The organism is Streptomyces diversicolor, from assembly GCF_057537855.1.
On sequence record NZ_BAAJXA010000001.1, the window covers coordinates 275,519 to 301,653 of the forward strand.

Here is a 26,135-nt window from a genome sequence, read left to right on the forward strand (position 1 = left end):
CCGGAGAGCAGTCTTCGGGCGACCACGTCATGGGCGGGGCGCCTGCTCCTGGGGACCGGATGGGGACCACACGGTGCCCGCACGCCGGAACGGTATGCACGATACCGCGCGTCTCGCTCCCTTGTATCTGATTATATATCCTAGCAAAAGGGATGCCCCCTACTCCTGGGGGTCAAGGGGGCGCAGGTTCAAATCCTGTCGTCCCGACGGTGTCGACCAGCGGGTCTGCCGACCATGGCAGACCCGCCGGATGCGTTCGTGTGACATGTGGCGGCGGCGTGATGGCAATCTGTGACCGCCCGGCGGCCGGACTCAGACCGGTTTGCTGCTGCCGGGGCGCTGTGATGGTGGTGCTTGCGGTCGGTGCGCTTTCCGGGGCAGGCCGATCTCCGTGGAGCGCCGGCGCAACGCGATCAGGACGCTCTGCGGGCGCGGCGGGGAGCCGTCCGGCAAGCCGCTGCGGCAGTGGGCCTGCGGCTGCCGGCGCCGGACGGCAGGCGAACGACGAAGACCCACGAGTCGTGCCGTTCGGCGGGCCTTGAGCTTCGGACAACTGGCGCCGAACTGCCGGCCGTCGGTTCGGCGGCAGCCGCAGCGCCGGTAGAGACGACCGCGGAGGGGGGCGCAGTGCGCTCGGCTGAGGCGGGCCCGGATGCCGCGAGTGCGGCAGCGCTGTCGGCGGAATCCGACTCCGACGACTACCCGGAGCCGTACTGGCATGTCCAAGGTTCTGGACGCCGACGCTATCGTTGAGGCACGACGCGGCGGAGAGGAAGCGGCCATGACCTCGGCGTACGACTACAGAGAGCTGCACGAGCTCATCGATCGTCTGGAGCCCGAGCAGGCGGAGGAACTGCGTCGTCACGCTCTGCGTCTGGTGCAGCCGGCGCCGAGTCGGTTCCGGATACTGCGGAGCTTCGATGGCCCGGCGACCGATCTCGGCGCTCGGGCGAAGGACATCGCGCGGGCGGAGATCGGCGAGGACGATGCTGATCGTTGACACTGGTCCGCTGGTCGCCTTTCTCAACCGCAACGACCCTGATCACGAGCGGTGCGTCGAGTTGCTGGAATCGTACGACGGCGATCTCCTCGTCACTCCGTATGTGCTGACCGAATGCTGTTATCTGGTCGGGAAGTATCTGGGTGCCGATGCTGAAGTCAACCTGGTGGAGTCTGTGGTCGGCGGTGATCTGGCGCAGGTGTTTCCCGATGCGCGGGACATGGCCCGGATCGCTGAGCTGATGCACCGCTACCGTGGCTTTCCGCTGGGCGTCGCGGATGCTTCGGTGGTCGCTGTGGCGGAGCGGCTGAAGCTGACGGAGGTCGCGACGCTCGACCACCGGCACTTCCGGGCAGTCGTGCCCGAGCACGTTCCTGCGTTCACGCTGCTTCCCTGACGACCTCTGCCCGGGCTTCCTCGGCCCCGTGGCGCGAGAGCCGACTTCTTGGGCGCGTGCCCTGGGCCAGGCCGTGAGCGGGTCGGCGTCGACCAAGCTTCTGAGCCCCGCCCTCGCCGCCACGTTTCTGGCCTCAGTCACCGCCTGCGGCACGTCGTCCGTGCCGGATGTCTCGGCGAGCACCACGACCGGCTCGGGGTCCGCCGAGACGCGTCGCTCGGCAAACCCCGAGCGGCTGGTCACCGCCACCATGCCGGATGTCATCGGCGGCAACGCCGGGCGTGCGTACGAGCAGATGAGTTCCGAACTCGACATGACCTTCGAGGACGCGAGCGGACAGGGCCGTCCGGTGAACGACCCGGCTGAGTGGAAGATCTGCAACTCCCAGCCGGGCCCGAACCAGCAGATCACCGATTTTCCCGTGGTCTTCGGCGTGGTGAGGGTTTCGGAGAGTTGTAAGGACATGACGCCGAAGTGATGTGTCCGAGGACGCCAGCGCGTTCCACTACGGTCTTCCATGCTGAGCATCGCGGGACTGGTGGGGCGACCCACAACGATAGAGAACACGGCATCGGAACTGGTCAGATGCCGTGGGCTTCTTCAGTCATGCTGGTCGGCCGGAGGGCTGATCAGTAGGCCGGCAACTTTCCACCGTGCGCGTCAGTGGAGGTTGTAGGTGACCACGGCGCGGGCCGGGAAACGGAAGGAGTCGTTGACCGTGGGAGAGCGCTCGACCGTGACGTTGACGCTGGACCCGGTGGCGCTTGTGGAGTGGTAGATCCAGACGGGGCCACGCAGGGGAGAGCCGCACAGCCCATCGGGGAGCTCGATCTCGTCGTCGGCGACCGCTTTGGTGCCGTACTTCTCATCGAACAGGGGCTCGCCGTCCGGGAGGATGCCGGCACGGTGAAGGTAGTCCGGTATCTGGCCGCTCACGAAGGTGACCTCAGCGCTGCCGTTCCGGGTGAAGTAGTGGACGTCGGAGGCGCCGGCGGGGATCGATGCGCCCCCGGCGCGGATCACTCCTGGCAACTGTACGTCGCTTCCCTCGCATGCCCGGACGTCGCCGAACGGGTGGAACAGCTCATCCTGGAACAGCCAGACGATCCCTCCGGCCAGCACGGCCAGGACGAGTACGACGATCCCCAGGCACGACAGCATGCGCCACAGCCCGGTCCCGCCGTCAGGCGCACCGCTCACGTTTTCTGGAAACGGCGTCCCTCCCTCCTCGCCCACCCAGTCTCCGCCCCTGGTCTCCGAACCGGCACTCCAGGAATCATTCATGAATGCCCCCCTTGGTCTGCCTTGCATGCGAGCACGCGGAGCATATGCCAGTGATCAACCAGAACGGCACTGGACTATGCGCCACGTCGAGGAGACACCGTGGCCACGGCGCGCCCGAAGGGGCCGTCTTCGGCATTTCCACTCGCGCCCCTCCCAGGCGATCACCCCACCCAGTCCGACAGGGCCTTGGCCTCTCGGTGGGAGGCATCCGCTCTTCCTTTCAGTCAGGCCGCATGAGCTTCCGGGCGTTCGACGAGGTGTCCGCGTTCGAAGCGGTATCCGGCGCGGACGAGGGCGACGAGGTGGGGTGCGTTCCCGGCTCGCCACCGCTGCTGGGCGGACTCGACGAGTTTGAAGACCATGGCCAGGGCGGCGGTGCGGGATTCGGCGCCGCGGGTGACCTTGGTCCGCAGCCGGACGGTGGAGAAGGTCGACTCGATGGGGTTCGTGGTGCGCAGGTGGATCCAGTGCTCGGCCGGGAAGTCGTAGAACGCCAGCAGCTGCTCCTGGTCGTCGTTGATCTTTTTGACCGCCTTGGGGAACTTCGCGCCGTAGAGCTTGGCGAATGTCTTGACCGCCGCCTCGGTGTGGTCGCGGTCCTCGGCGTTGTAGATGTCCTGGATGGCCTTCTTCGCGCCGGGCTGCGCGGACTTCGGCATGGAGTCAAGGACCTTGGCCGTTTTGTGAACCCAGCACCTCTGTTCGCGGGTGGCGGGGAACACCTCGGCCAGGGCCTTCCAAAAGCCTAGGGCGCCGTCGCCGACCGCCAGCCCCGGGGCGCGCATGCCCCGGCGGGCGCAGTCCCCCAGCAGCGCGGTTGCTGTTCGGCGGTGCTCGGCTCGCCGGTGGAGCGGGCGCCGGGCAGGGGCGAGGTGGGTGGCGGTCTTGTAGGTCAGCGGCCAGAACACCCTGTCCGCCTCGGCCTGCCACATCGGGGCGGACGCGCAACTCGTCAGGACCGAGGCAATCGGACCAGCCCACCACGCCGCTTGTGATCCAGACCGCGGCTGCTTGGGAGACACCTGAATCAATTGCGGAACCGGGAAGGGCCCCGGACCGCGGTGTTCTTGAGTGACGACGCTCTCACAGCGCTAGCGTTCGATGTGGTAGCGGCTTTGGGAGACAACAGCTTGGCGGAGTTTGGTGGTGAAGTCGGGGGTGCGGGCGATGCGGTCGACGCCGCCGGCTTTGCTCTGGCGCAGCGCGCTCTTGAAGTTCTGCTCCAGGGTGCCCGTCATGCGGGACATCAGATCGTCGCTGAGATGGTCGAGGTCGATGTTGAGCAGGTCCCGGGCGCTGGGCTGCCGCAGCCGGGTGAGGGCGTAGGCGGACATGGCGGCCAGGGGATAGAGCCAGTTCTCAAGGGTTTCGCCCAGGAGCGGTTGGTCCTCGGCGTATTGGGTGAGGAAGCTGCGCAGTCGTGTGTGGACGTCGAGGCAGAGGCGGTAGATGTCCAGGTCGTGGCGCGTGGAGAAGATCTGGGCGTAGTGCTGGTCCTCCAGAAGCAGTGCGTCGGAGTGGCGCAGGGCGGTGTGTGGCTCGCGCAGGACGAAGGCGGTGAACTCCCTTGCCATGCGGGCCATGCTGACGACGCGGTCGAGGGGGAATCCGAGATTGCGGTAGTAGCCGGCGCGGCGTTCGTAATAGTAACCACCGGCGTGGGTGAGGCTCTCCTCGATGTCTTTCTGGATGGATTCAGTGGCCCGTAAGGCGCCGGCCGGCAGCTGGGTCTGGCTGTTGGTGGCTCGGATGATGCGGTCGCGGGCGGTGCCGGACTCTGGCGCGACGACGACCTTGACCAGAAGTGAGCGGTCGCGGTGCTGGCCGCCGTTTTGGATGTAGCTGTAGATTTCGTGACTGGTCTGCAGTCCGTTGACGATCTGCGGTTCCCTGACGACGATCTTCTTACCCGCAATCTGGGCGGCATCGGCAACAACGGTGACGCCGTTGTTGAACCACCAGAAGTCCTCGCCGGTACCGGACTTGAGCGTGTGGCCGATGGCATTGTTGACCGCGGTCGATCCTGCGTAGTCGCGTACGTTGGACTCGAACAGCTCAAGCCGCAACGCCTCGTTGTCAGAGGTGATGAAGCGGTAGTACTCGTCCAGCCGGGCCAGGCATACGTAACCCTCACCGAGTGAGGTGCTCATCGGGGTTTCGGTGAACACCAGCTGCGCGACCGCCTTGGCACCCCTGGCGGTCCGTTCGCGTAGATCGGCAGCGTTGAGGTATTCGAGGTCGGCCGTAGTGTCGGAAGTGATCTTCGCGAGTTCCCTTCGTAGCCGGTCGCCTTTGGCCTTGACGTTTGGGTGCGGGGTCTCGGCCGACTTGTTGGCATAGATCACCTCGATCCGTACCTGAGGGAACGAGGAGGCCAGTTCCTCAAGGACGTGCAGGAACCGCCGTGTGCGGTCCAGGAGTTTGGCGTTGGTGTGCGAGATGAGGTCTTCCTCGTCCCGGTTCATGTCCAGCAGCGTCGGCAGGTGGAAGTGCAGCTTCTCGATGACTGTTTCCTGGTAGCCCGAGTTGTTCTTGGCTTGCAGGATCACCAACTCGATCTTGTCGGCCCGTTGCGACAGGAACTGATGGGCGTCGGCGGTGATGTAGCGCCTGTCTACGAAGGTCCAGATGCCGTCGATTCCGCAGTCGTGGGCCCCGTCCACGATGCCATCCATGATCTCGTCGTTGTCGAGATCCCAGTCCTGCAGGGCCTTGTCGGCGGCGAAGAACGTGAAGAAATCGTCCCTGGTCTTTTCAGGCGCCAGCTTCCGGTGCTGGTCCTCCAGGATCCGGTCCAGCAGCCGCTGATCGTTGTTCTGGACTGACGTCATGCAACACCCCCACCACACCATCAGAACCCGGATAAAAGGATGTTGGCAGGTTCGCGTGACTGTGAAAACCCCGCGGGCTGAGGTGCGTTGATGGGAATCTCCGTGAAGCCGCGGGGCAACTCACCGAAACCGGTCGACGGTCGGGTGGCGGTGGTGCGAGGCGACGGGGCTGGTCGGTGGCGGTCTGTACCCACAGACTCCATTTCGGACCCCGTTCCGTCGAAGGTGACCTTCGGCTGGTCATGCGGGGTCGGTTGTCTGCGGGTGGCCGTGGTGGTGGGACCATTCCGGGGCCAGGATCGACATCACCGTCGCGTTCACCCGCGTGCCCTCCCACAGCAGTGCGTCGCGGAGTACGCCTTCGGTGACGAACCCCACTTTCTCGTAGGCGCGACGGGCCCTCGGGTTGAAGGCGTAGACCTCCAGCGAGATGCGGTGCACACCCAGCGTCTCGAAGCCGTGGCCGACGATCAGCCGGGTCGCCTCCGTTCCCAGGCCGCGCCCATGAGTTCCGGGTACGAGACAGATGCGGAAGCCGCAGCTTTCGTTGGCCGGGTCCCACTCATTGAGTACCGCCTCGCCGATGACGTTCCCCGTCGTCTGCTCGACCACGGCGAGGTCCAGCCGGTCATCCTGATCCCGACGGGTGTCGTACCAGGTGCGGATCTGTGCCTCATCCGGCTCGCCGACGCCATGACTGCCGGTCAGCCGTGACACCTCCGCGTCCCGGAACATCGGCATCAGCGCGGGCACGTCGTCCACCGTGACCGGCCGGAGCAGCACCCGCTGCCCCCTCAGTGTGGGTTTGCTGAGGAAGTCAGGGCGCGCAGCACGTCGAGGGTGATCAGCCATTGCCGTATTGTGCCCAGCGGCCCCGCCCGGCGTCCTGCCGGTATCCGTCACACGGTGTTCTGCGCAGTACGGTCGTGCGGATGCCGTGTCCGCCGGGCAGGCAGTCGGACCCGGTCGGGTCGGAGCGCCCTGTGCGGCGGCGGTTTGCCGTGGCCGCGTTGTGGTTAGGGTGGCGAGCAGGGACCGACTCCGGGGGAGGTGCGTCGCGTCTGCCGGACGGTCTGCGAGGGGGTGGCGGAAGTCGGTGACCAGAGCCCGGCATGCGAGGCGCGCGGCGCGGGCCCGGACCATCAGGGAGGCGGCCGGCCGGCCCTTGGTGCGGAACGCCCGATCGGCGCGGCCTCGGGAGCCCAGGCAGTGACGGGACACACAGGCCATGGCAGGCCCGGACGCACGGTCACCGGAGTCGTCCGGACACAGGGCCCCGGCGTCGGCGCAGGCCGGCCGGGCGCGGTGGGCCTGTGACCGGGCGGTCGGGGGCCGCCGTGCTGCCGCCGTCGGTGCGGGGCCGGCTCGGGCCGGTCGCGGGCCTCGCCGCGCTGGTGGTCGTCGTGCTCGGGGTCCGGTACGCCGGCGACGGCGAGCCCGGCACGGTGGACGCGCGGATCGGGGCGGCGGTGGACGGCGTGCGGCCGCCGTGGCGGCATGTCGCCCTGGCCATCGACTTCCTGGGGGAGCCCGTGGGCGCGGCGACGCTGGTCGTGGCCGCCGTGACGGGCTGCCTGCTGCTTCGGCGTCCTCGCGCGGCGGTGCTCGTCGTTGCCGGCGCCGGCCTGACCGTGGGGACGGCGACGGTGCTCAAGTCCCTGGTGGGACGCACCATCCACGACGGGAGCCTGTCCTATCCGAGCGGGCACACCGCCTTCGCCACCGCGCTCGCCCTCGGGGTGGCGCTGCCCGCGACCGGCCGGCTCGGCCTCGGCAGGACGGCCGGCACATCACTCGTGCTCGCGGCGGCGCTGGTCGCCGGCGCCGCCATGGGCTGGGCGCAGGTCGCCCTGGGCGCGCACTACCCGACCGATGTCCTCGGCGGCTGGTGCACCGCGCTGGCGGTGACACCGGCGACCGCGTGGCTGGTCGACCGGATCGCCGACCGGCGGGCCGGCCCGGTGGCCGACGCCAGCCGGCGGGAGGCTCGCTGACGGCACGTCAGGCCAGGCGGCGGAACACGGGCTTCACCGGTCGTCCGGCCAGCCAGGGGGTGGGGTCGCCGGCGTCCAGTGCCTTCCGGTACACCGCACATGCCTGGCCCACCACCTCGACGGTGTGATCGATGTCGGCGTCGTCGAGCGCGCTGCTCACCACGAACGACGGGGCCAGCACCCCGCCCGCGAGGAGCCGGCGCAGGAACAGGGTGCGGTACCGCTGCGACGGCTGCCGGTTCTCGTCGAGGGTGGCGAAGACCAGGTTGCTCGCCCGGCCCCGGACGAGCACGTGGTCGCCGACGCCCATGCCGGCCGCGGCGTCGCGGACCCCGGCGGCCAGCCGCTCGCCGAGGGCGTGCAGCCGTGCGGTGACGCCCTCTTCGACGTAGGTGGCGAGCACGGCCATCGCGGCCGCCAGGGAGTGGGTCTCCGCACCGTGCGTGGTCGACAGCAGGAACACCCGGTCGCCGGAGTGACGCAGCCCGCCGCGTTCCATCAGGTCGCGGCGCCCGGCCAGCGCGGAGACGGCGCATCCGTTGCCCAGCGCCTTGCCGAACGTGGACAGGTCGGGGACGACGCCGTACAGGCCCTGGGCGCCCGCCTCGGACCAGCGGAAGCCGGTGATCATCTCGTCGAAGACCAGTACGCAGCCGTGCCGGTCGGCCAGCTCGCGCAGGCCGGCCAGATAGCCGGGCGGCGGCTCGGTGTGGGTGGCGGGTTCGAGGATCAGGCAGGCGACCTCGTCCCGGTACCGGGTGAGCAGTTCCTCCGTGGCGGCCAGGTCCCCGTAAGGGAACGCCACGGTGAGTTCGTCGGTCGCCGCCGGAACGCCGGCGGACATCGGCGTGGTGCCGATGAACCAGTCGTCGACGGAGAAGAACGGATGGTCGGCGCAGACCGCCACCCGCGGGCGCCCGGTGGCGGCGCGGGCGAGGCGTACCGCGGCGGTGGTGGCGTCGGAGCCGTTCTTCGCGAACTTCACCATCTCGGCGGTCGGCACCGTGGCCAGGAAGCGTTCCGCGGCTTCGACCTCCACGAAGGACGGCCGGACGAAGTTGCTGCCGCGGTCCAGTTCCCGCCGTACCGCCTCGATCACGCGGGGGTGGGCGTGGCCGAGGCTGACCGACCGCAGGCCGGAGCCGTACTCGATGTAGCGGTTGCCGTCGATGTCCCACACGTGGGCGCCGCGGCCGTGGCTGATGACCGGGGCCAGGTTCTCGGGGTACTGGTCGTCGCCCTTGGCGTAGGTGTGCGCACCCCCGGGGATCATGGCGTGCAGCCGCTCGTTCGCCCTCCGTGACCGGGGCAGGGAAAGCTCTTCGGTGTCCACGCCGACCTCAACTCTCTTTCTTCCGCAGGACCTCGGCGAGGCTCGGCGCCTTGCGGTCCCGCTGGGACATCGATGTGACCGGCAGCGGCCAGGCAATGGCCAGCTCCGGGTCGTCGAAGGCGATCGTCACGTCCTCGGCCGGATCGTGCGGGCGGTCGATCCGGTACGAGACGTCGGCGGTCTCCGTCAGAGCCTGGAAGCCGTGCGCGCACCCCGCCGGGACGTACAGGGTGGTCTGCGTCGTGTCGGACAGCTCGAAGAACGCCCGGCCCAGGTACGTCGGCGAGTCCGCCCGCAGATCCACGACGACGTCGAAGATCCTCCCGTACGAGCACCGCACCAGCTTGGCCTCGCCGGCGCCGGAGCGCAGGTGCAGGCCGCGCAGCACGCCCTGGACCGAGCGGGACAGGCTGTCCTGGACGAAGGCGTCCGGGTCGAGGCCCACCGAGCGGACGACGTCGGCGTCGAAGGTGCGGCAGAAGAAGCCGCGTTCGTCGACGTACGGCGTCGGCTCGAACAGGTAGGCGCCGGCGATCTCAGGGACTTCGGTCGCTTTCATGGAGCCTCCTGCCGTGCGGGGGTGGGGGCCTTGCCGGTCGTCGGGAACAGGGCCGTGGTCAAGGCGGTGAACTGGTCGTCGAGGCGCCGGACGGCGACCTGGTTCCGCTCGGCGAGGGTCCGCCGCAGCTGCGCCGATCTCCGCTCCAGCGCCCGGAACTGTCCGAGCAGCCGGTCGGCGTCGACCTCGCGAGCCGGGTGGCAGTACGCGGCAAGACCCATCTGGGCCATGAGCGCGTCGCTCTTCGCCGCATAGCTGAGGGCGAGCGTCGGCGTGCCGGCCTTCAGCGCGCAGATCAGGTTGTGATACCGGGTCGCCACCACGGTGTCGGCAGCCGCCGTCTCCTTCATCACATCGGCGAGCGAGGCCGTCTCGGCGGCGGTGACCAGCGGTGAGTCCACCGCGTCGAGGATCGCGGCGACCACCTGCGCGTCGACCCGGTCGCCGGTGAGCAGCCGGACCGGCCTGCCGTCCTCGACCAGCGCGCGCACGAACCGGGTCGTCCCGTCGAGATAGCGCCGGTGGATCTCCTCGGCCCGGGCGCGGTCGTCGTCGCCGCCGTGGAAGGCCATGACGCCGACACAGACATGGCCCGGCCGGCCCGAGGGCGCGCTCGCCGGCGGCGTCGGCAGGGCGAACGCGAGATCCGGGTGGACCTCGTCGCGCGCGGTGTCCACGCCCATCTCCCGCATCGCGTCGCGGGACGGGACGTCCCGGTACGACCGGTAGGCGGCCAGCCGCGCCGACCAGCGCACCAGGGCCCGGGTCGCCCGGTTGCCGATCGGGGCGGCGCCGACACCGACCAGCGCGACCGGGGTGCCGAACAGCCGGCCGGACGCGCACAGCAGGAACAGCGCGTACGGGAAGCCCCAGGGCCGCAGCGGCAGCGTGGCCTCCAGGACGCCCATGCCCGGCACGATCACCACCTCGTGCCGGCGCACCCAGGCGGCGGTGCGCACGGCGTCGACGAGTTTGCCGAGCCCCTTGGCCGCGACCGCGCCCGCACCTGCCGCGGTCCGGTACTCCCCGCGGTACCAGTGCAGCCGCGTCGCGGGGATCCCGTACCGGGCCGAGACGACCTCGGGTCCGCCGCACAGCGCGTCCACGACCGCCTCCGGATGCCCGGCGCGCAGGTACCCGAGCACGGCCTCCAGCGACCCGTCGTTGCCGAGGTTGCCGGAGCCGAGCAGCCCGAACACCCCGACGCGCACCGGGGTTTCGTGCGCGGACGTCACGCCCGCCTCCCCTCACGGCCGGCGACGAGGTCGTCGACGCGGACGGTGAGCCGGTCCGGGTCGACCGGGGCGCGGTCCTCGACCCGCTCGCCGGCGCCCGGCCGGGCCCGGCTGGCCAGCCACGCGGCCAGGTGCCGGTAGCAGGCGCGCCGGTCGGCCGGGGACAGCGGCGCCCGCCGGATCGCCGCGACGAACCCCCAGACGTACTCGGCGAGCAGCCGGGGCGTCGGGTGCAGCGGACCGGCCCGGCGCGGGTCCAGGTTGACGCACCGGGCACGCTTGGACGGGTTCGCCCGCTCGGCCCGGGTGGGGTGGTCGCGGCGGAAGTACAGCAGCTCCGGCACCTGGTGGAAGGGTCCGTGCAGGCCGATCTCGGCGACGAACGTGCGGTCCGCGTGGTGGTAGCTGTCGTGCGGCTTCACCCGGCGCAGCACGTCGGCCCGCATCACCCCGTAGAAGTCGTCGCCGCCGGGCTCGAACAGCATGCTGCGGAACCGCTCGGGCGCGCTCGGCGAGTCGGTGGCGAGCCCGTACTCGTAGGGGACCTTCACCCGGCCGTCGCCGTCGATGACCGCCTGGTCGGCGTGCGCGAGGATCACCTCCGGCCGCTCGTCCAGCGCCTGAACGCAGCGCCGTAGCAGGTCCCGGGCGTACAGGTCGTCGTGCGAGGCCCACTTGAACAGCTCGCCGCGGCACTCGGTGAACACATAGTTGTGGTTCGGCGCGGCGCCGATGTTCCGGGGCAGCCGGATGTACCGGATGCGCGAGTCCTGCGCGGCGTACGCGCGGCAGATCTCCCCAGTCCCGTCGGTCGAGGCGTTGTCGGAGACGACCAGCTCGAAGTCCTCGTAGGTCTGGCCGAGCAGCGCGTCGAGCGATTCGGCCAGATACTCCTCGCCGTTGTACACGGGCAGGCCGATGCTCAGCCGGGGGTGGGCGGTCATGACGTCCTCACTTCGGGGATGGGGTTGTGGTGGTGCCCGCGCAGGGCGGGGCGCAGCTGCAGCCACCACACGGCCGAGCCGCAGCCGGTCGCGGCGGCGACGCCCCAGGCCGAGCCGACCGTGCCGGCCACGGCCGCGCCGCCCAGCCCGCCGGCGACATAGCAGGCGGAGGCGATCAGTTGGCTGCGCAGGCTGCGCCGGGCCGCGCCGAGCGCGCGCAGCCCGGCCGCCGCGCCGGTGCCGAGGCCGGCGCCCGCGACGCCCAGCGTGACCGGCACGATCAGCTGTGAGGCGGAGCTCCAGACGCCGCCGAGCACCAGCTCGCCGGCCCGGTCCGGCACCAGCAGCAGCGCCCCGCCCCACAGCAGCGCGGCGACGGCCTGCCCGCCGCCGAGCAGGAGACAGAAGGTGCCGAGGCGGTGCGGGGCCCGCCGCAGCACCCGGGCCGCCTCCGCGACGGTGACCAGCGAAAGACCCATCAGCACGGCCATGAACGGGCCGAGCAGCAGCTCGGCGCCCCGGATCACGCCCACCGCGCCGACCCCGGCGATCGCGCCGAGCCCGTACGCCCGCAGCTGGCTCGCGCCGCTGTTGCTGATGTTCTCGACCAGGTACCGGTAGCCGAGGTCGCGGTGCTCACGAAGCCACGCGCGCGCCCCGGTCGACCGGGGCCGGATGCCGGACTGGAAGCAGCCGTACACCGCGGCCACCGCGGCGGACGCGCCCCAGGCGAGCACGAAAGCGGCCACGCTGCCCACGCGGGCCGCCACCACCATGGCCGGGACGAGCACGACGCCCCACACGAGGTCGTTGACGAACGCCTTGCGCCCGGTGCCGGCGGCGAAGAACGCGAACCGCCACGCGTCCTGGACCAGCAGCCCCGGCAGTACGACGCCGAGGCAGGCGAACGCGGGCCCCACACGGCCGCCGAGCGCGAGCCCGGCCACCAGACAGGCCGCGCCGAGGGCGGTACCGACACCGAGCGCGGTACCCGACGACCGGGCCACCGCCCCGCGCCAGGACGACTCCGGCACGCCGCTGAAACGCACCACGAGCGGGTCGGTGGCCAGCCCGCGGGAGACGTTGAGCACCACGCCGTAGGTCACCCAGGCGAGGCTGAACACACCGAACGCGGTCACCCCCAGCGAGCGGGCCACGTAGATGCCCACCACGAAGTTGGACATGCTGGAGGCCGCCTGGTCGGCCAGCCCCCAGGACAGCCGGCCGACCAGGGCCCGCTTGGCGGATCCGGCCGGTGGCCCCGTGGTCCGCCGCATCTCCTCCTCGCCGGTCATCGGCGTCATGCCTTGATCAGCCCGGCGTCGCGCAGGGCGTCGGCCGCGTCGGCGACGGTGGCGAACGGCAGCCCGGACCGCTCGGCGACGTCCAGCAGACTGTGCTCTCCGTCGGAGAGGTTGAGCACCCAGAGCATGGCCATCTGGGCCTGCTTCGCGTCGCTGCGGCCGCCGAGCGAGTCGTACAACCCGCGCCGGCCCAGCTGCGGTTCGCCGTAGGGACTGAGGTTGACGTACCGCCGGTTGCGGTCGAGCACGGCGCATGCCTCACGGCAGACGGCGAGGGTGTCCGCCATCGCCTGCGGGGAGACGAAGTCCAGGTTGTCCGCCGACGTGTGGTACTCGGGATAGCCGGCGTACGGGGTGCGGGTGAGCGAACCCACACCGAGATCGAACCCGGGGGAGCAGAACTGCCGCTCGTCGTAGCCGTACGGCGTGAACTCGGTGATGCGGTGCGGGCGTCCGGAGGTGGCCAGCACATGGTGCAGCACCCGGTCGATGTCCGCGTCGCCGCGCCTGCTCCGCTTGTACGTCAGCCGGCCCGGGTCGCCGGCGCAGGCCAGCACGAGCCCGTGCTTGACCCGTTCCACCCGTTCCTTGTTGCGGGCCAGCCAGGTGATCGCCCCGATGGTGCCGGGCGCGAACAGGAACCGGTAGGTGTAGTACGGCGTACGCTCCGCCAGCGCCCGGGCCAGGAACGTCGCCACCGCGATGCCGGCCAGATTGTCGTTGGCCAGCGCCGGGTGGCAGACGTGGCAGGAGACGATCACCTCGTCGGGGACCCGCCCGGGGACGACGTGTTCGGCGTAGGTGAGGTGACCGTCTGCGAGCGTGGAGTCGATGTGCACCTGGTACTCGCCGTCCGGCAGCTCGTCCAGGGTCTTGTGGGCCAGACAGAACCCCCAGTCCGGCCGGTAGTAACTGGTGCGGTACGGCACCCAGTCCGGGTGCTCGGGCAGGGTGTGCAGATGGCCGCGCAGCTCGGCCAGCGGCATGGTCGCCGACACCGGCACGCTGTAGCCGAGCACATGCAGGCTGGACGCGGCGAAGTCGACGACCCGGTGGCCGGCGCTGTCCGCGATGTACGCGTCCCGGATGTTCCACTCCTTGGGCACCGTCCAGTCGAGCACCTGCGTCCCGGTCGGCACCTCGTGCATCTGCAACGGAACGTACTCGTCGACGATCTTCAAGGTGGCGCGCACGCCGTCGCCCGTGATGCTCCGGCACAGCGGATACAACCGCTCCACCAGGGCGTACATCTGCTCGCCGGCCGTGCTCACCGGCGCCGCCGCAGGGTGGCGTCGACGGCGCCGGCGTCGGACGCGGCGCGCAGCACGGCGAGCCGGGTGAAGCGGCGCTCGAAGTCCTCGCGGGTCAGCCCGTACGTCCGGTAGGCGTCGGCGAGTTCGAGCGCGCCCTGCTTCACCGTCCACGCGCAGTCGAAGCCGGGCACGGCGGCCCGGAACCGGGAGAAGTCCACCCGGTACGACCGCGGATCGGCACCGGTCTCCCCGGTGATCACCACCTTGGATCCGGGCACCGCCGCGGCGACCTGCTCGGCGATCTCGGCGACCGTGACGTTGTTGGTCTCGCTGCCGATGTTGAACGCCCGGTCGTGCACCGCCTCCCGCGGCGCGGTCAGCGCGGCCGTGAAGGCCCGTGCGATGTCGGCGGCGTGCACCAGCGGGCGCCAGGGCGTGCCGTCGGAGAGCACCAGGACCTCGCCGGACAACAGGGCGTGCCCCACCAGGTTGTTCAGCACGATGTCGGCGCGCAGCCGGGGCGAGTGGCCGAAGGCGGTGGCGTTGCGCAGGAACACCGGGCTGAAGTCGCCGTCGGCCAGCGCGTGCAGGTCGTCCTCCACCCGCACCTTGGACTCCGCGTACGGCGTCACCGGGCGCAGCGGCGCGTCCTCGGTCACCAGGTCGCCACCGCCGGCGGCGCCGTAGACCGAGCAGGTCGACGCGTACAGGAAGCGCCGCACTCCGGCGTCGCGGGCCAGCCGGGCAAGCCGCACGGACGCGTGGTGGTTGATGTCGTAGGTCAGGTCGGGCGCCAGCGCTCCGAGCGGGTCGTTGGACAGCGCGGCCAGGTGGATCACGGCGTCCACCCCGGCCACCTGGTCGGCCGTGACATCACGCAGGTCCACCCGGTACCCCGGCGGGTCGGCGGGCGGCGGCCCGAGCACGCAGTCGGCGAACAGTCCCGCGTCGAGACCGACGACGTCGTGCCCGGCGGCCGTGAGCGCCGGAGCCATCACGGTGCCCAGATAGCCCTGGTGCCCGGTCAGCAGTACGCGCAAGGTTCAACCCCCCAGGTTGAGAGTGAGTTTGGTGACGGCGAACGCCTCGGCGTAGCGCGCGTGGCATTCGATGCCGCGGATCCGGGCAAGGCCGAGGAATGCCTCCCGGTCGTACCAGGGCCGGTGCCGCTGCGAGGGGTAGTGCTCCTGCAGCAGCCGCACCTTGCGTTCGGCGACGTCCGGCGACAGCGGCTGGTAGGCCGCCGGACGGCCCAGATCGCCGTCCCACTTGACGATCTCGTAGCCGAGCACGAGGTGGTCGCGGAACGCGGTGGACACCAGCTTCGCCAGGCCGCGGTGATCCTGGTGCGCGTCATCGGTGCGCGGGGCCAGCACCAGGTCCGGCTCGGTGCGCGCCCGCACCTCCTCGATAGCGGCCTTGGCCTCGTCCCAGTGCGCGGGCAGCCGGCCGTCCGGCAGCTTGAGCACGGTCAGCCGCAGGTCGGCGCCCGGGCAGAACGCGGCGAGCGCGGCCTGCTCCTCCTGCTCCCGCTCGCCGCCACCGCCGGAGAGCACCAGCGCGTCGACGCGGACACCCGGCCGCGCCAGGCACAGCGTCAGCAGGGTGCCGCCGGCGCCGATGGCGATGTCGTCGCAGTGCGCGCCCAACGCGACGAGCCGGTCCAGGCGCCCGGCGCCGAGCCGGATCACGCGGTCCTCACCGCGGCGTCGCGTTCCCACACGGCCCACGGGCGGTCGCCCCGGGTGTAGGCGTCGTCGAGCGCGGCCCGCTCCTTGACGGTGTCGGTCGGCTTCCAGAAGCCGCGGTGCTGGTGCGCCACCAGCCGTCCCCGCTTGGCCAGTTCGGCGCATCCGTCGGCGACCAGGTCCCCGTTCTCCGGTAGGTGCTCGAAGATCTCCTGGCGGAGCACGAAGTAGCCGCCGTTCTCCCACAACGGCAGCTCGCTCACCGGGGTGATGCCCCCCACCAGGCCGTCGTCGCCGAGATCCACGCAGTGGAACGAGGACTGCGGCGGCACCACCATCATCGACGCACCGGCGTCGCGCCGGGCGAACCGGTCGATCATCTCCGGCAGCGGGGCGTCGGTGAGCACGTCGGCGTAGTTGGCGAGGAACATCTCGTCGCCGTCCAGATGGTGCCGCACCCGGCGCAGCCGCTCCCCGATCGGTGACTCGACGCCGGTCTGCGCGAACGTGATCGTCCAGTCGGCGATGTCGGTGGACAGCAGCTCGGTCCGCCCGCCCCGCAGCACGAAGTCGTTGGACGTCGTCTCCTCGTAGTTGAGGAAGAACTCCTTGATGTGGTGCGCCCCGTACCCGAGGCACAGGATGAACTCCGTGTGCCCGAAGTGCGCGTAGTAGCGCATGACATGCCAGATCAGCGGCCTGGGGCCGACCATCGCCATCGGCTTGGGCATGTCGTCGAGGGCTCCGCTGCGCATCCGCATCCCGTAGCCGCCGCAGAACAGTACGACCTTCATGCTGTGCCCTTTCACGACGCGACCTCGACAATGCTCAGTTCCGGGATGGGGAAGACCAGCCGGCCGCCCCACTCGTGGATGAAGGAGAGTTGCCCGACCAGTTCGGCCCGCAGGTTCCACGGGAGGACGAGGACGTAGTCGGGCCGGTCGGCGCCGATCCGCTCGGGCGGCAGGATCGGGATGCGGGTGCCCGGGGTGAACCTGCCGTGCTTGTACGGGTTGCGGTCGACCGTGTACGGGAGCAGATCGGGCCGGATGCCGCAGTGGTTGAGCAGGGTGTTGCCCTTGCCCGGTGCGCCGTAGCCGACGACCGTCTCGCCGCGCTCGGCCGCCCCGATGAGGAACTTCAGAAGGTCCCGGCGGACCTTGGCCACCCGGGCGGAGAACTCGGAGTACCCGGCAAGCTCCCGCAGTCCGGCGGCCTTCTCCCGGTCCAGCACATCGGCCACCCGCCGGGTCGGCTCGCCCGCCGCCTCGGCCGGCCGGGCCCACAGCCGGACGGAGCCGCCGTGCGTGGGCAGCAACTCGACGTCCACGAGCGCGAGTCCGCCGCTCGCAAGCGCCCGGATCGCGGACGCGACCGAGTAGTACTGGAAGTGCTCGTGGTAGATCGTGTCGTACTGGTTCTGCTCGATCAGGGTCAGCAGATGCTGCACCTCGATGGAGACCCAGCCGTCGTCGGCGACCAGGGCGCGCAGGCCCCGGGTGAACCCGACCACGTCGGGGATGTGCGCGTACACGTTGTTGGCCACGACCAGATCCGCCGGGCCGTGCTCGGCGCGGACGCCGGAGCCGGTGGCCGGGTCGAGGAACGCCGTGAGCGTGGGCACACCCGCGTCCCGCGCCGCGGCGCCCACGTTCACCGACGGCTCGATGCCGAGGCAGCGGATCCCCCTGTCCACCATGTGCCTGAGCAGATACCCGTCGTTGCTCGCGACCTCGACCACGAAGGCGTCGGGCCCCAGCGCGAGCCGCTGTACGGCGTCGGCGACGAACGTACGCGCGTGCTCCACCCAGGACGTCGAGTAGGAGGAGAAGTACGCGTACTGCGTGAACGTCTCCTCCGGTGTGATCAGCGGAGGTATCTGCGCCAGCCAGCAGTCCGTGCAGACCCGCAGATGCAGCGGGTACGCCGGCTCCGGCCGGTCCAGTCGGTCCGCGGCGAGAAAGCTCTCACACGGCGGCGTCGCCCCGAGATCGACGACGCTCGCCAGCGCCGCCGAGCCGCACAGTCGGCATCGTGTCATCTACTGCCCCCCATTGATTCCGTCCCCCATCGATTCCAACCGGCCCGCGATCGCGGTGCGGTACCCCTCCACCAGGCGTTCCAGGCCGACGGCCGGGCTGAAGCGCTGTTCGTAACGGCGCCGGGCCGCCCGGCCCATCTCCCGGCCCAGGGCCTGCCCGGCTGTGATCCGGCGCAGGCAGGACGCCAGCGAGGCGGGCTCGCCCGGCCGGTGCAGCAGCCCGGTCACCCCGTCCTCGACGAGTTCTGCGAAGGCGCCGTGACCGGCGGCGACGGCCGGGACCCCGGCCGCCATCGCTTCCGCGACCACCAGCCCGAACGTCTCCAGGGCCAACGAGGGAGCCACCACGGCGACCGACCGTCCGACTGCCTGCCGGCACTGATCCGGGTCGAGCAGGCCGACGTAGCGCACGTCGTCCCGGCCCGCGGCCCAGGCGGTCACCTCACGCTCCAGTGGCCCCGCGCCCGCGAGCACGAGCGGCACGCCCACACCGCCGTCCGCGGCGATCTCGTCCCACGCGCCCATGAGCAGCCGCACCCCTTTGGCCTCGGCGAGCCGGCCGAGGAAGAGCAGGTGCTCGCCGTCGCCCGCCCGGCAGGAGCCGGGGTCGGGTACGAAGTTGTGCTTCACCGTCAGCCGCTCGGGCGGCATGCCGGCTCGCACCAGGACGTCGCGCTGCGCCGCCGAGATGCAGAAGAACCGCTGCACGCCGGACCACCACCGCCGCCGGTTGACCGTCAGGCTGACCGCGAGCGGCACCGTCGCGAGCCGGGAGTTCCGGTAGCAGCCGTGCCGGACGGCGGGCAGCGACGCCGTCGAGCCGACGCACTCGGTGCACGTGCGGCCGTCCCGGTGCAGCGTGCCGGGCGGGCAGACCTGGGTGTAGTTGTGCAGCGTGGCGACGGCGGGCACGCCGGCGTCCGCGCAGGCGGCGAGGACGGCGGGCGACAGCAGCGGGAAGACGTTGTGGACGTGGACGACGTCCGGCCGCTCGGTGCGCAGCCGCGCGGTGAGTTCCCTGCGGACCGCCGGGTTCCACGGCACAAGGAGCGGCACGGCGGCCTTGCCGGGCAGGGACAGGTCCGCGATGTCGTCGCTGCGCCGCTCGAACACCTCGACCCGGTGGCCGGCCGCGCGCAGCAGCCCCACTTCCTGGTCGACGACCCTGTTCTCCCCGCTCGGCTGCGCCGAGGAGTAGCGGTTGTGCACCACGAGGACGTGCATGGTCAGCTCACCTCCCGATGACGGGCCCAGCGCGGGACGCGTTGTCGAGGGACCGCGGGCGTCGCCGGGGGCGTGCCCTTCGTCAGGGGCGCGTGCGCGGCGGGTGCCGCCAGCAGCGAGGCGGCCAGGGCCAGATGCAGCAGGTACGGCGAGGCGTCGCCGAGGCCGGCCTCGGTGTACGACGAGATCGCGACGTAGCTGATCAGGAAGATCGCGCAGGCCCTCGACAGCGACGGCGGCCGCAGCAACGCGACGCCGCCCAGCACGATGACGAACGCCGCCACCAAGGCGACACCGGTCACACCCTGCTCGTTGTAGACGGCCAGCCAGCTGTTGTCGATCGGCAGCCCGCCGAACGACTTGTCGCCGAGGCCCGTGCCGAACAGATACTCCGCGGTCGTCCGGGGCGCCGCAAGCAGGGCGTCCCAGACCTTGGCCCGACCGGTCAGGCTGGAGAAGTTTTCCTTGCTCTGTCCACGCAGGAACCACGCCTGCAGCGCCGAGCTGAACACCACCGCGGCCACCGTGGCGCACAGCACCGCCCAGGCGAAGAACCGGCGGGCGGCGGAGCTGGTCAGGATGAGCGAGCCGATCGCCAACGCCAGCCCGACGAGCAGCCCCAGGGTGGCCGTCCGGGTATGGGTCAACGCGAGCAGGACGAGTGACGGCACGATGACGAACGCCGCGCCGGCCCTGTCGATGCGGCGGCCCAGTACGAGCAGCACGGTGAGCCCGATGATCACCGCGGCGTACTGTCCGATCTGCGGCGGGGTGAGCGGCCACAACGCGCCGACAAGGCGTCCGCCGTAGTACTCGGGCAGGGCCGTGCCCGGCGAGATGACCAGGCCGGCGGCCACCGACCCGAGCACCGCGAAGTACATCCGGATGTGGTACCGGACGAAGGTCGGGCCGCCGTCCCACCAGCGGCTGAGCAGCCAGAGCGTGCCGACGAAGAGAGCCAGCCGGGCGCAGCGGAACAGCGCGCCGAACCCGACCTCCAGGTTGGCGCTGGAGATCACGCTCGGCACCAGCAGCAGGGTGAGCAGGGACAGGAAGGCGCTGGCCCGGATGCGCAGCCGGAGATTGAGCAGGAGCGCCAGCGCGAACGCGGCGGCCAGCGCGCCCATGGTGACCATCTGGATGAGGGAGCGGGGCAGCGTGACGATGGTCTTCGCCCCGGCGGAGCCGAGCGTGTTGAGGCCCAGCAACGCCCAGACGATCCCGACGGCCTTCGGTGTGCCGGCGGGGCGCGGTTCGGCGCCGGGCCGCGTGCCCGCCGTGTCCGGTCCGTCCGGCAGGACGCCCCGCCTCAGGTTCCCCTCCATCTCAACCACCGGCCCGTGGGTCGAAGGTGCTGCCCGCGTCCTGCCGGGACGGCGGGCCCTGCCACTGCCCGGAGTCGAGCTTGTGGTCCGTGTCGACCGCGATGAAGCTCCACGGTCCGCGGTAGACGTTGTCGTGCCAGCGGTTGTGCTGCTTGTGGGCGATCGCCTCGGCCACCCGCTTGCCCTTGTACGGCGACCAGTCCGGATAGGTGCCGTAGTTGGCGAGGACCGCCATCCGGCCGCACTTCGCCGTGCACTTGACGACGGACGTGTCCAGCAGGAAGCGGTTGTGGTGGATGTCCACCCGCTGGGTCTTCCACCGGCAGTCGGCGTACAGCGGTGCGGTGGCGATCGCCGGCCTCGCGCAGCGGTCGGTGTCCTTCACCAGCAACGTGCAGTAACCGGTCGAGGTGTTGGCCGGGCTGTTGCAGAACCGGTCGGCGTTCTCCCACAGGGTGATCCCGTTCCAGTTGTCCTCCAGCACGTTCCGGTAGATCTCGATCTTGTCCGTGCGCGCGGGGATCCGTGGTTCGCCCCCGGCCTCGGACACGTAGACGGTCGCGTACGGGAAGTCGTCGCCGCGGTCGGCGTACCTGCGGCCCTCGACCCAGTTGTTGCGCCGGATCGTGTTCTTCCGGATGACCGCGTTGTAGCTGGTCTCGTACATCAGCGCGGCACCGTCGTTGGCCTCAAGCAGGTTGTCCTCGATCAGGAAGTCGTTGTTGTTGTTGTCCGCCCAGAGCCCGGCCCCGCGGTTGTCGTGCACCCAGTTGCCGCGTATCTCCGCGCCGTCGACGGCCCAGAACTTGACGCCCCCGGTGCAGCCGCAGCCCGGCTTGCGGCGCTCCCAGTCGTCGGTGTTGTTGCCCACGATCTCGTTGCCCTCGACCACCAGGCCGCGAATGGAGTCACCGGTCTTGTACGCGTTCATTCCGTACTGTCCGTTGCCGCGCAGACAGCTGGCGCGGACCTGCTGGCGTGCACCGGCCATCAGCCCCGCGCCGGAGTTGTACTGGATCTTCGTGTGCTCGATCACCCACCCGTCGGCCATGTCATGGTTGACCACGCCCTCATCGGGTGGCGCGACGAAATGCTGCACGGTCAGATAGCGGATGGTGACGTCGCGGGCGGTACCGCTGAACGCGTAGTTGTTCTTCTTCTGGCCGTCGAGCACCGCGCCCGGCGCGCCGAGGTAGCGGTTCCCCTTCTTGGCGATGACCTGGGCGTAGCGGTCCGCATCGAGCCGGTGCCTGCCCGGTCGAAGCCAGAACATGGTGCCCGGGGGGCTGCTCCTGGTCTTCGCGGCCAGGTCACCGACCACCGCGGGGTCGACCGTCACCGCGCCCGGGGGCGCCTTCCGCGGCCCGGCCGTGGGCTCGGCGCACACCCGGGCCACGGGCGCGGAGGGCGCCTTGGACGTGGCCGGCGCATCGGCCGGCTCTGTCCGGGCGTCCGGCGTGTGCGTACAGCCGGCCGCCGCCAGCAGGGCCAGCGCCAGCGGTGCCGCCGGCCACGCCCGGCGCCGCCACATGATCCCCACGCGTCCTCCCTAGCCGCGGAACCTGAGTACGGTGGTGAACCCCTGCGCGCCGTCGGTGAAGCCGGTGCCGACCAGCGTGGTGGCGGGTTCCTTGCGGCCGAAGCCGGCGGAGTACCAGCCGAGCGGCGGGTCGCTCTCGCCGCGATGCGCCCGCCAGGACATCTGCCCGGGCAGGTCGAGCGCCGCGGAGCGGTCCTCGCCGTCCCGGGTCCAGGTGAGCACCGCCCGGTTCCCCTCCAGGTCCGCGGCGATCGCCGGGCCGAGGTGGAACGCGAGCCGCACCGCACGGCGCGGGCCGCGCACCTCGTCGACGACCTTCAACTCCTGCCGTGCGGCCGTCAGTTCCACCTGGCGGCGGTGCACGGAGGGCCGGTAGCCGTCGTGCTCGGCACACCAGCGGGCCACACCCTCGCCGGATGTGTCCGCGACCAGGACGCGGCTGCGGGCATGCCGGGTCCACAGGAACGGACCGCCGGAGACGGACTGGTCACCGCCGTCCAACTGCAGGGTGTTGTGGCCGAGGGTCGACCGGAAGTACCGCCGCCACTCGGGCTGCCCGTGATAGCAGAACGTCCCCGGGTCGGCGAGCACATCCACCCCGTCGTGCCGGACCTCCACGGACAGCGCGTCCGCGTGAGCATGCGCGGCGATCGACAGGAATCCGTGCGGGCCGCCGTCGCAGCGGCACCAGATCCCCGCCGGGCCGCGCAGGATGGTGAGCCCCGCGTCGGCGAAGTGGGCCGGCCGGCTGGCCGGGCGGGTCACGGCCGGTGCGCTGCCGTCTTTCGCGTACGGCCGGATGAGCGCGGCCAGCAGCGGGGTGCGCACATCGGTGCCGGTCGCCTCCGGCCACCAGGCGAGCCGGCCGAACACGGCGTCCCCGGTGGCCAGCAGCGAGGCCCAGCGGTCGGTGCCCGCGCCGTCCACGACCAGACCGTGCCCGTCGTCCGCGTCGCCCTGGCGCGGCGGCCGTAGCCGGCCGTCCACGACGGCGGCGAGCGCGTCGGTCATCCGCAGCAGCACCAGCCGGACGGACGCGGGGACCGGCACGCCCGCGGCGTCCGCCTCGGCCACCGCGGCCAGGCCCAGCTCCAAAACCAGTCCGTGATACTCGGTGGCCAGTTCGCGGTTGAGGCCGGAGCCGAAGGTGTTGCCGCGCAGATGCCGCTCCAGCGACCGCAGCGCGTCGGCCCGCCAGCGCGCCGAGGCGGGGAACCAGCCGAACGCGCAGGCCGCGGCGGACTGCCCGGCGGCCTCGGCGATGACGTGGTTGTTCGCCGAAGACCCCCGGCTCGGGAAGGCGGCCAGCCAGCGCTGGTGGTGCCAGATCTGCCGGAGCGCCACCGGGTTGCCCTCGAACAGGCCGGCCGCGCCCGGCCAGCCGTCGAGCAGCCGGCGGATCCACACCCAGGACAGCAGCCGGATGCCCAGCTCGATGCCGCTGGTCCAGTGCACTCCGCGCAGCGGCGCGTTGGCCGCCCACCACGACCGCAGATGCTCGGCCACCCGCTCGGCGTACCGCTCGTTCCCGGTGAGCGCGTAGGCGGCGGCGAGCTGGGTCAGGTACTGATGCCGGGACAGTTCCCAGATCTGCTTGATGTCCCCGACCGTGTCCTCGTCCCGGTACGGCACGTCGAAGGCGTAGCCCCATGGAGCGCGGCGCCCGGTCTTCGGGTCGTGGCACCAGTCAGGGTCGGCCAGGTCGTCGCGGTCCACCCCGAAGAACTCGGCGTGCCCGGCCATCAGCCGGTCCGCCTCGGCGACGAGTCGTTTCGCGGCGTCCGGCGGCACCGCGGCGATCGTGCCCGCGGGCAGGACCGCGGTGAACCGGGCGCCGGTCACGCTCGGGCACACCGGCAGCGCCGACCGCCACCGCCGTCTGCGCACCGTGTCGCCCACCCGGCCGCCGATCTCCCGCGGTCCCATCCGGGACAGTCGCCGCAGATACCAGCCAGGACTTCCCGAGCTCACCGTCATCGCGCCCTCGCCAACGTCACGGGCGCACCGCCGGCCAGGCCGGCCCGCACGGCGAGGGTGGCGGCCGTGGTGGCGGCCAGCGACTCCAGCGGCACCGGCATCGGGCCGCCGGTCCGCACGGCCTTGATGAACGCGGCCAGTTCGGCGTTCTGGCCCTTGTCCCGGGCCTTGGGAAGGCGCGAGCCGACCCACCGCTTGCGGCGGCCGTCGTACACAGTGGCACGGACGAAGTCGTCGAGCCGCAGCGCCTTGCCGTCGGCGACGAGGTCCAGCGTCTCCTTGGGCAGGCCGACCGGGCCGGTGGTGACGTAGCCGATCGTGGCGGTGGAGCCGTCGGGATAGCGCAGTACGACCTGAAGGTCCTCGTCGCCGGGCGTGCTGATCGCGTACACCGAGACCGGGTCGGCGCCGAGCAGCCAGCTCGCCGTGTCGATGAAGTGCCCGCCCTCGCCGGCGAACCGCGAGCCCTCGGTGCTCTGTCGGAGATACCAGCTGCCGTGCTCAAGCCGGCCCGCGTTGACCAGGTAGCGCAGGCTCGCCGGGCCGGTCCTGGCACCGAACCGCTTCCTGGCCTCGTTCAGCAGCGGCGCGAACCGGCGGTTGAAGCCGATCTGCAGCCGGTCGTTGCCGGACTCCCGCACCGCCGCGAGCACGCCGGCCAGCTCGTCCTCGGTGAGCGCCAGCGGCTTCTCCACGAAGACCGCCTTGCCCGCCAGGAGTGCCTGCCGGGTCAGTTCGGCGTGCGAGCTGTGGCGGGTGACCACGAACACCGCGTCGATGGACTTGTCGCCGAGCACCGCGTCGAGATCGGTGCTCGCCTCGGCGAAGCCGAACTTGCGTTGCGCGTTGGCACCCGACAGCGCCGTCGTGGTGACGACCGTGGACAACTCGACGCCGTCGCGCCGGGCCAGGTGCGGCAGCAGCATCGACGTCGCGTAATTGCCCGCGCCGACGAACGCCAGCTTCACCGGTGTCCCGGCGGCCCGGGCCCGGCCCGGTCTCACGTTCACCGCGGGCACGGCCACTTCCGGGGCCTGCGCTTGTGCGGCCCGGCCGGGGTGGCCGGGGTGGCCGGGGTAGCGGAACAGCACGGCCACGGCCTTCAAGTCGCCGTCCTTCAGGCGCTGATACGTCTGAACGGCGTCATCGAAGTCGGCGACGTGCGAGACCAACGGCTCCACGTCGACGCGCCCACGGGCGACGAGATCGAGGAAGCACGCCAGGTTGCGGCGCTCGGTCCAGCGCACATAGCCGATCGGGTAGTCCCGCCCCTCCAGCTCGTACTCCGGGTCGTAGCGCCCCGGGCCGTACGAGCGGGAGAACCGGACGTCGAGCTCCTTCTCGTAGTACGCGTTCCACGGCAGGTCCAGGCGGCACTTGCCGATGTCGACCACCCGGCCGCGGTCCCGGCTCATCCGCGCGGCCAGCTCCACGGGCTGGTTGCCGGTGCCGCCGGCGGCCAGATACACCTGGTCCACGCCCAGGCCGCCGGTGAGTTCGGCGACGGAGTTCGCCACGGCCGCGGAGTCGGGATCGCCGCAGGCCGCCGCGCCCAGGCGTGCGGCCAGCTCGCAGCGCACCGGGTCGGGGTCGGCGCCGACGACCCGGACACCGGAGGCGGCCAGCAACTGCACCACCAGCTGCCCGATCAGCCCGAGGCCGATGACCAGCGCCACCTCGCCCAGTTGCGGCTCGCCGCGGCGGACGCCCTGCAACGCGATCGAGCCGACGGTGCCGAAGGCCGCGTGCCGCGGCGCGAGGCCGTCCGGCACCCGGGCACAGAGGTTCTTCGGCACCCAGTTCACCTCGGCGTGCAAGGCGTGCTCGTTGCCGGCGCAGGCCACGAGGTCGCCGGCCTTCACGTCCTCGATCCCGGCGCCGACCTGCTCGACCACCCCGCACAGCGAATAGCCCAGCGGCGTGTAGGAGTCCAGCTTGCCCATCACCTTGCGGTAGGTGGCGGGCACCCCGTTGGTGGCCACGCTCTGCACCACCTTGGCCACCTGGTCCGGCCGGGAGCGGGCCTTGCCCAGCATCGACATGCCCGCCTCGGACACCTTCATGAGTTCGGTCCCGGTGGAGATCAGCGAGTAGGCGCTCCGCACCAGCACACCGCCCGGCTTGCACCGGGGCATCGGCACGTCGAGCAGCGCCAGCTCGCCGCTCTTGTAGTTCTGCACAACCTGTTTCACCCGAAGTCCTCTTG

The 26,135-nt window shown here is 71.2% G+C and carries 22 protein-coding genes and 1 pseudogene; 4 read left to right on the plus strand and 19 right to left on the minus strand.

What is annotated here, in order from left to right; translation table 11 throughout:
* Window positions 1-718 precede the first annotated feature (718 nt).
* From AC27LF_RS01120 to AC27LF_RS01130, 3 genes are all read left to right on the plus strand, one after another.
* On the plus strand, window positions 719-1,000 hold the full coding sequence (locus AC27LF_RS01120; RefSeq protein WP_479657928.1) for a hypothetical protein: 282 nt from the start codon (window positions 719-721) through the stop codon (window positions 998-1,000).
* The gene (locus AC27LF_RS01125) at window positions 987-1,397 is read left to right on the plus strand and encodes a type II toxin-antitoxin system VapC family toxin (RefSeq protein ID WP_479657927.1); all 411 of its coding nucleotides are present in this window, start codon (window positions 987-989) and stop codon (window positions 1,395-1,397) included. Before AC27LF_RS01120 ends, AC27LF_RS01125 begins: the two co-directional genes overlap by 14 nt.
* Window positions 1,398-1,470: 73 nt before the next feature.
* Window positions 1,471-1,875, plus strand: a complete 405-nt coding sequence (locus AC27LF_RS01130) for a hypothetical protein (protein WP_479657926.1) — start codon at window positions 1,471-1,473, stop codon at window positions 1,873-1,875.
* 182 nt (window positions 1,876-2,057) lie between these two features.
* On the opposite strand, the gene AC27LF_RS01135 is transcribed toward AC27LF_RS01130, so the two are convergent.
* The 4 genes and pseudogenes from AC27LF_RS01135 to AC27LF_RS01150 form a co-directional block, all read right to left on the minus strand.
* Complete coding sequence (locus tag AC27LF_RS01135; protein WP_479657925.1) at window positions 2,058-2,597, minus strand: hypothetical protein; 540 nt, start codon at window positions 2,595-2,597, stop codon at window positions 2,058-2,060.
* 308 nt (window positions 2,598-2,905) lie between these two features.
* Window positions 2,906-3,520, minus strand: a pseudogene (locus AC27LF_RS01140) (IS256 family transposase); the annotation flags it as partial.
* A 252-nt stretch (window positions 3,521-3,772) separates the two neighbouring features.
* Window positions 3,773-5,512 (minus strand): AIPR family protein, encoded by a 1,740-nt coding sequence (locus AC27LF_RS01145; RefSeq protein WP_479657924.1) that lies wholly within the window; start codon window positions 5,510-5,512, stop codon window positions 3,773-3,775.
* Window positions 5,513-5,752: 240 nt separating this feature from the next.
* Entirely contained in the window at window positions 5,753-6,364 is a 612-nt protein-coding gene (locus tag AC27LF_RS01150; protein WP_479657923.1) for a GNAT family N-acetyltransferase, read from the minus strand.
* Window positions 6,365-6,825: 461 nt separating this feature from the next.
* On the opposite strand from AC27LF_RS01150, the gene AC27LF_RS01155 reads away from it, so the two are divergent.
* The gene (locus AC27LF_RS01155) at window positions 6,826-7,506 is read left to right on the plus strand and encodes a phosphatase PAP2 family protein (protein WP_479657922.1); all 681 of its coding nucleotides are present in this window, start codon (window positions 6,826-6,828) and stop codon (window positions 7,504-7,506) included.
* A gap of 7 nt (window positions 7,507-7,513) precedes the next feature.
* Here the strand turns inward: AC27LF_RS01155 and AC27LF_RS01160 are convergent, their stop codons facing one another.
* Genes AC27LF_RS01160 through AC27LF_RS01230 form a run of 15 tightly spaced genes read right to left on the minus strand, consistent with a single transcriptional unit; the run spans window position 7,514 to window position 26,121 of the window.
* Window positions 7,514-8,839: a glutamate-1-semialdehyde 2,1-aminomutase gene (locus AC27LF_RS01160; protein WP_479657921.1), complete on the minus strand. Its 1,326-nt coding sequence runs from the start codon at window positions 8,837-8,839 to the stop codon at window positions 7,514-7,516.
* Window positions 8,840-8,846: 7 nt separating this feature from the next.
* Window positions 8,847-9,398, minus strand: a complete 552-nt coding sequence (gene rfbC / locus AC27LF_RS01165) for a dTDP-4-dehydrorhamnose 3,5-epimerase (protein ID WP_479657920.1) — start codon at window positions 9,396-9,398, stop codon at window positions 8,847-8,849.
* On the minus strand, window positions 9,395-10,633 hold the full coding sequence (locus AC27LF_RS01170) for a polysaccharide pyruvyl transferase family protein (protein ID WP_479657919.1): 1,239 nt from the start codon (window positions 10,631-10,633) through the stop codon (window positions 9,395-9,397). Before AC27LF_RS01170 ends, rfbC begins: the two co-directional genes overlap by 4 nt.
* Complete coding sequence (locus tag AC27LF_RS01175) at window positions 10,630-11,577, minus strand: glycosyltransferase family 2 protein (RefSeq protein WP_479657918.1); 948 nt, start codon at window positions 11,575-11,577, stop codon at window positions 10,630-10,632. Before AC27LF_RS01175 ends, AC27LF_RS01170 begins: the two co-directional genes overlap by 4 nt.
* On the minus strand, window positions 11,574-12,881 hold the full coding sequence (locus AC27LF_RS01180; RefSeq protein ID WP_479657917.1) for an MATE family efflux transporter: 1,308 nt from the start codon (window positions 12,879-12,881) through the stop codon (window positions 11,574-11,576). The genes AC27LF_RS01175 and AC27LF_RS01180 overlap by 4 nt, the downstream gene beginning before the upstream one ends.
* A complete protein-coding gene (locus tag AC27LF_RS01185; protein WP_479658010.1) occupies window positions 12,878-14,131 on the minus strand; it encodes a DUF4910 domain-containing protein in 1,254 nt (417 codons plus the stop codon). Before AC27LF_RS01185 ends, AC27LF_RS01180 begins: the two co-directional genes overlap by 4 nt.
* Before the next feature lie 17 nt (window positions 14,132-14,148).
* Window positions 14,149-15,174, minus strand: a complete 1,026-nt coding sequence (locus tag AC27LF_RS01190; protein WP_479657916.1) for an NAD-dependent epimerase/dehydratase family protein — start codon at window positions 15,172-15,174, stop codon at window positions 14,149-14,151.
* Between the two features lie 3 nt (window positions 15,175-15,177).
* A complete protein-coding gene (locus tag AC27LF_RS01195; RefSeq protein WP_479657915.1) occupies window positions 15,178-15,825 on the minus strand; it encodes a PIG-L deacetylase family protein in 648 nt (215 codons plus the stop codon).
* Window positions 15,822-16,616, minus strand: a complete 795-nt coding sequence (locus tag AC27LF_RS01200) for a glycosyltransferase family protein (protein WP_479657914.1) — start codon at window positions 16,614-16,616, stop codon at window positions 15,822-15,824. Before AC27LF_RS01200 ends, AC27LF_RS01195 begins: the two co-directional genes overlap by 4 nt.
* Before the next feature lie 11 nt (window positions 16,617-16,627).
* Window positions 16,628-17,863 (minus strand): class I SAM-dependent methyltransferase, encoded by a 1,236-nt coding sequence (locus tag AC27LF_RS01205; RefSeq protein ID WP_479657913.1) that lies wholly within the window; start codon window positions 17,861-17,863, stop codon window positions 16,628-16,630.
* Window positions 17,864-19,087: a glycosyltransferase family 4 protein gene (locus tag AC27LF_RS01210; RefSeq protein ID WP_479657912.1), complete on the minus strand. Its 1,224-nt coding sequence runs from the start codon at window positions 19,085-19,087 to the stop codon at window positions 17,864-17,866.
* A gap of 2 nt (window positions 19,088-19,089) precedes the next feature.
* Complete coding sequence (locus AC27LF_RS01215) at window positions 19,090-20,412, minus strand: O-antigen ligase domain-containing protein (RefSeq protein ID WP_479657911.1); 1,323 nt, start codon at window positions 20,410-20,412, stop codon at window positions 19,090-19,092.
* 1 nt (window position 20,413) lies between these two features.
* On the minus strand, window positions 20,414-21,943 hold the full coding sequence (locus AC27LF_RS01220; protein ID WP_479658009.1) for a right-handed parallel beta-helix repeat-containing protein: 1,530 nt from the start codon (window positions 21,941-21,943) through the stop codon (window positions 20,414-20,416).
* Between the two features lie 18 nt (window positions 21,944-21,961).
* A complete protein-coding gene (locus AC27LF_RS01225) occupies window positions 21,962-23,929 on the minus strand; it encodes a heparinase II/III family protein (protein WP_479657910.1) in 1,968 nt (655 codons plus the stop codon).
* The gene (locus AC27LF_RS01230; protein WP_479657909.1) at window positions 23,926-26,121 is read right to left on the minus strand and encodes a bi-domain-containing oxidoreductase; all 2,196 of its coding nucleotides are present in this window, start codon (window positions 26,119-26,121) and stop codon (window positions 23,926-23,928) included. The genes AC27LF_RS01225 and AC27LF_RS01230 overlap by 4 nt, the downstream gene beginning before the upstream one ends.
* Between the last annotated feature and the right edge of the window lie 14 nt (window positions 26,122-26,135).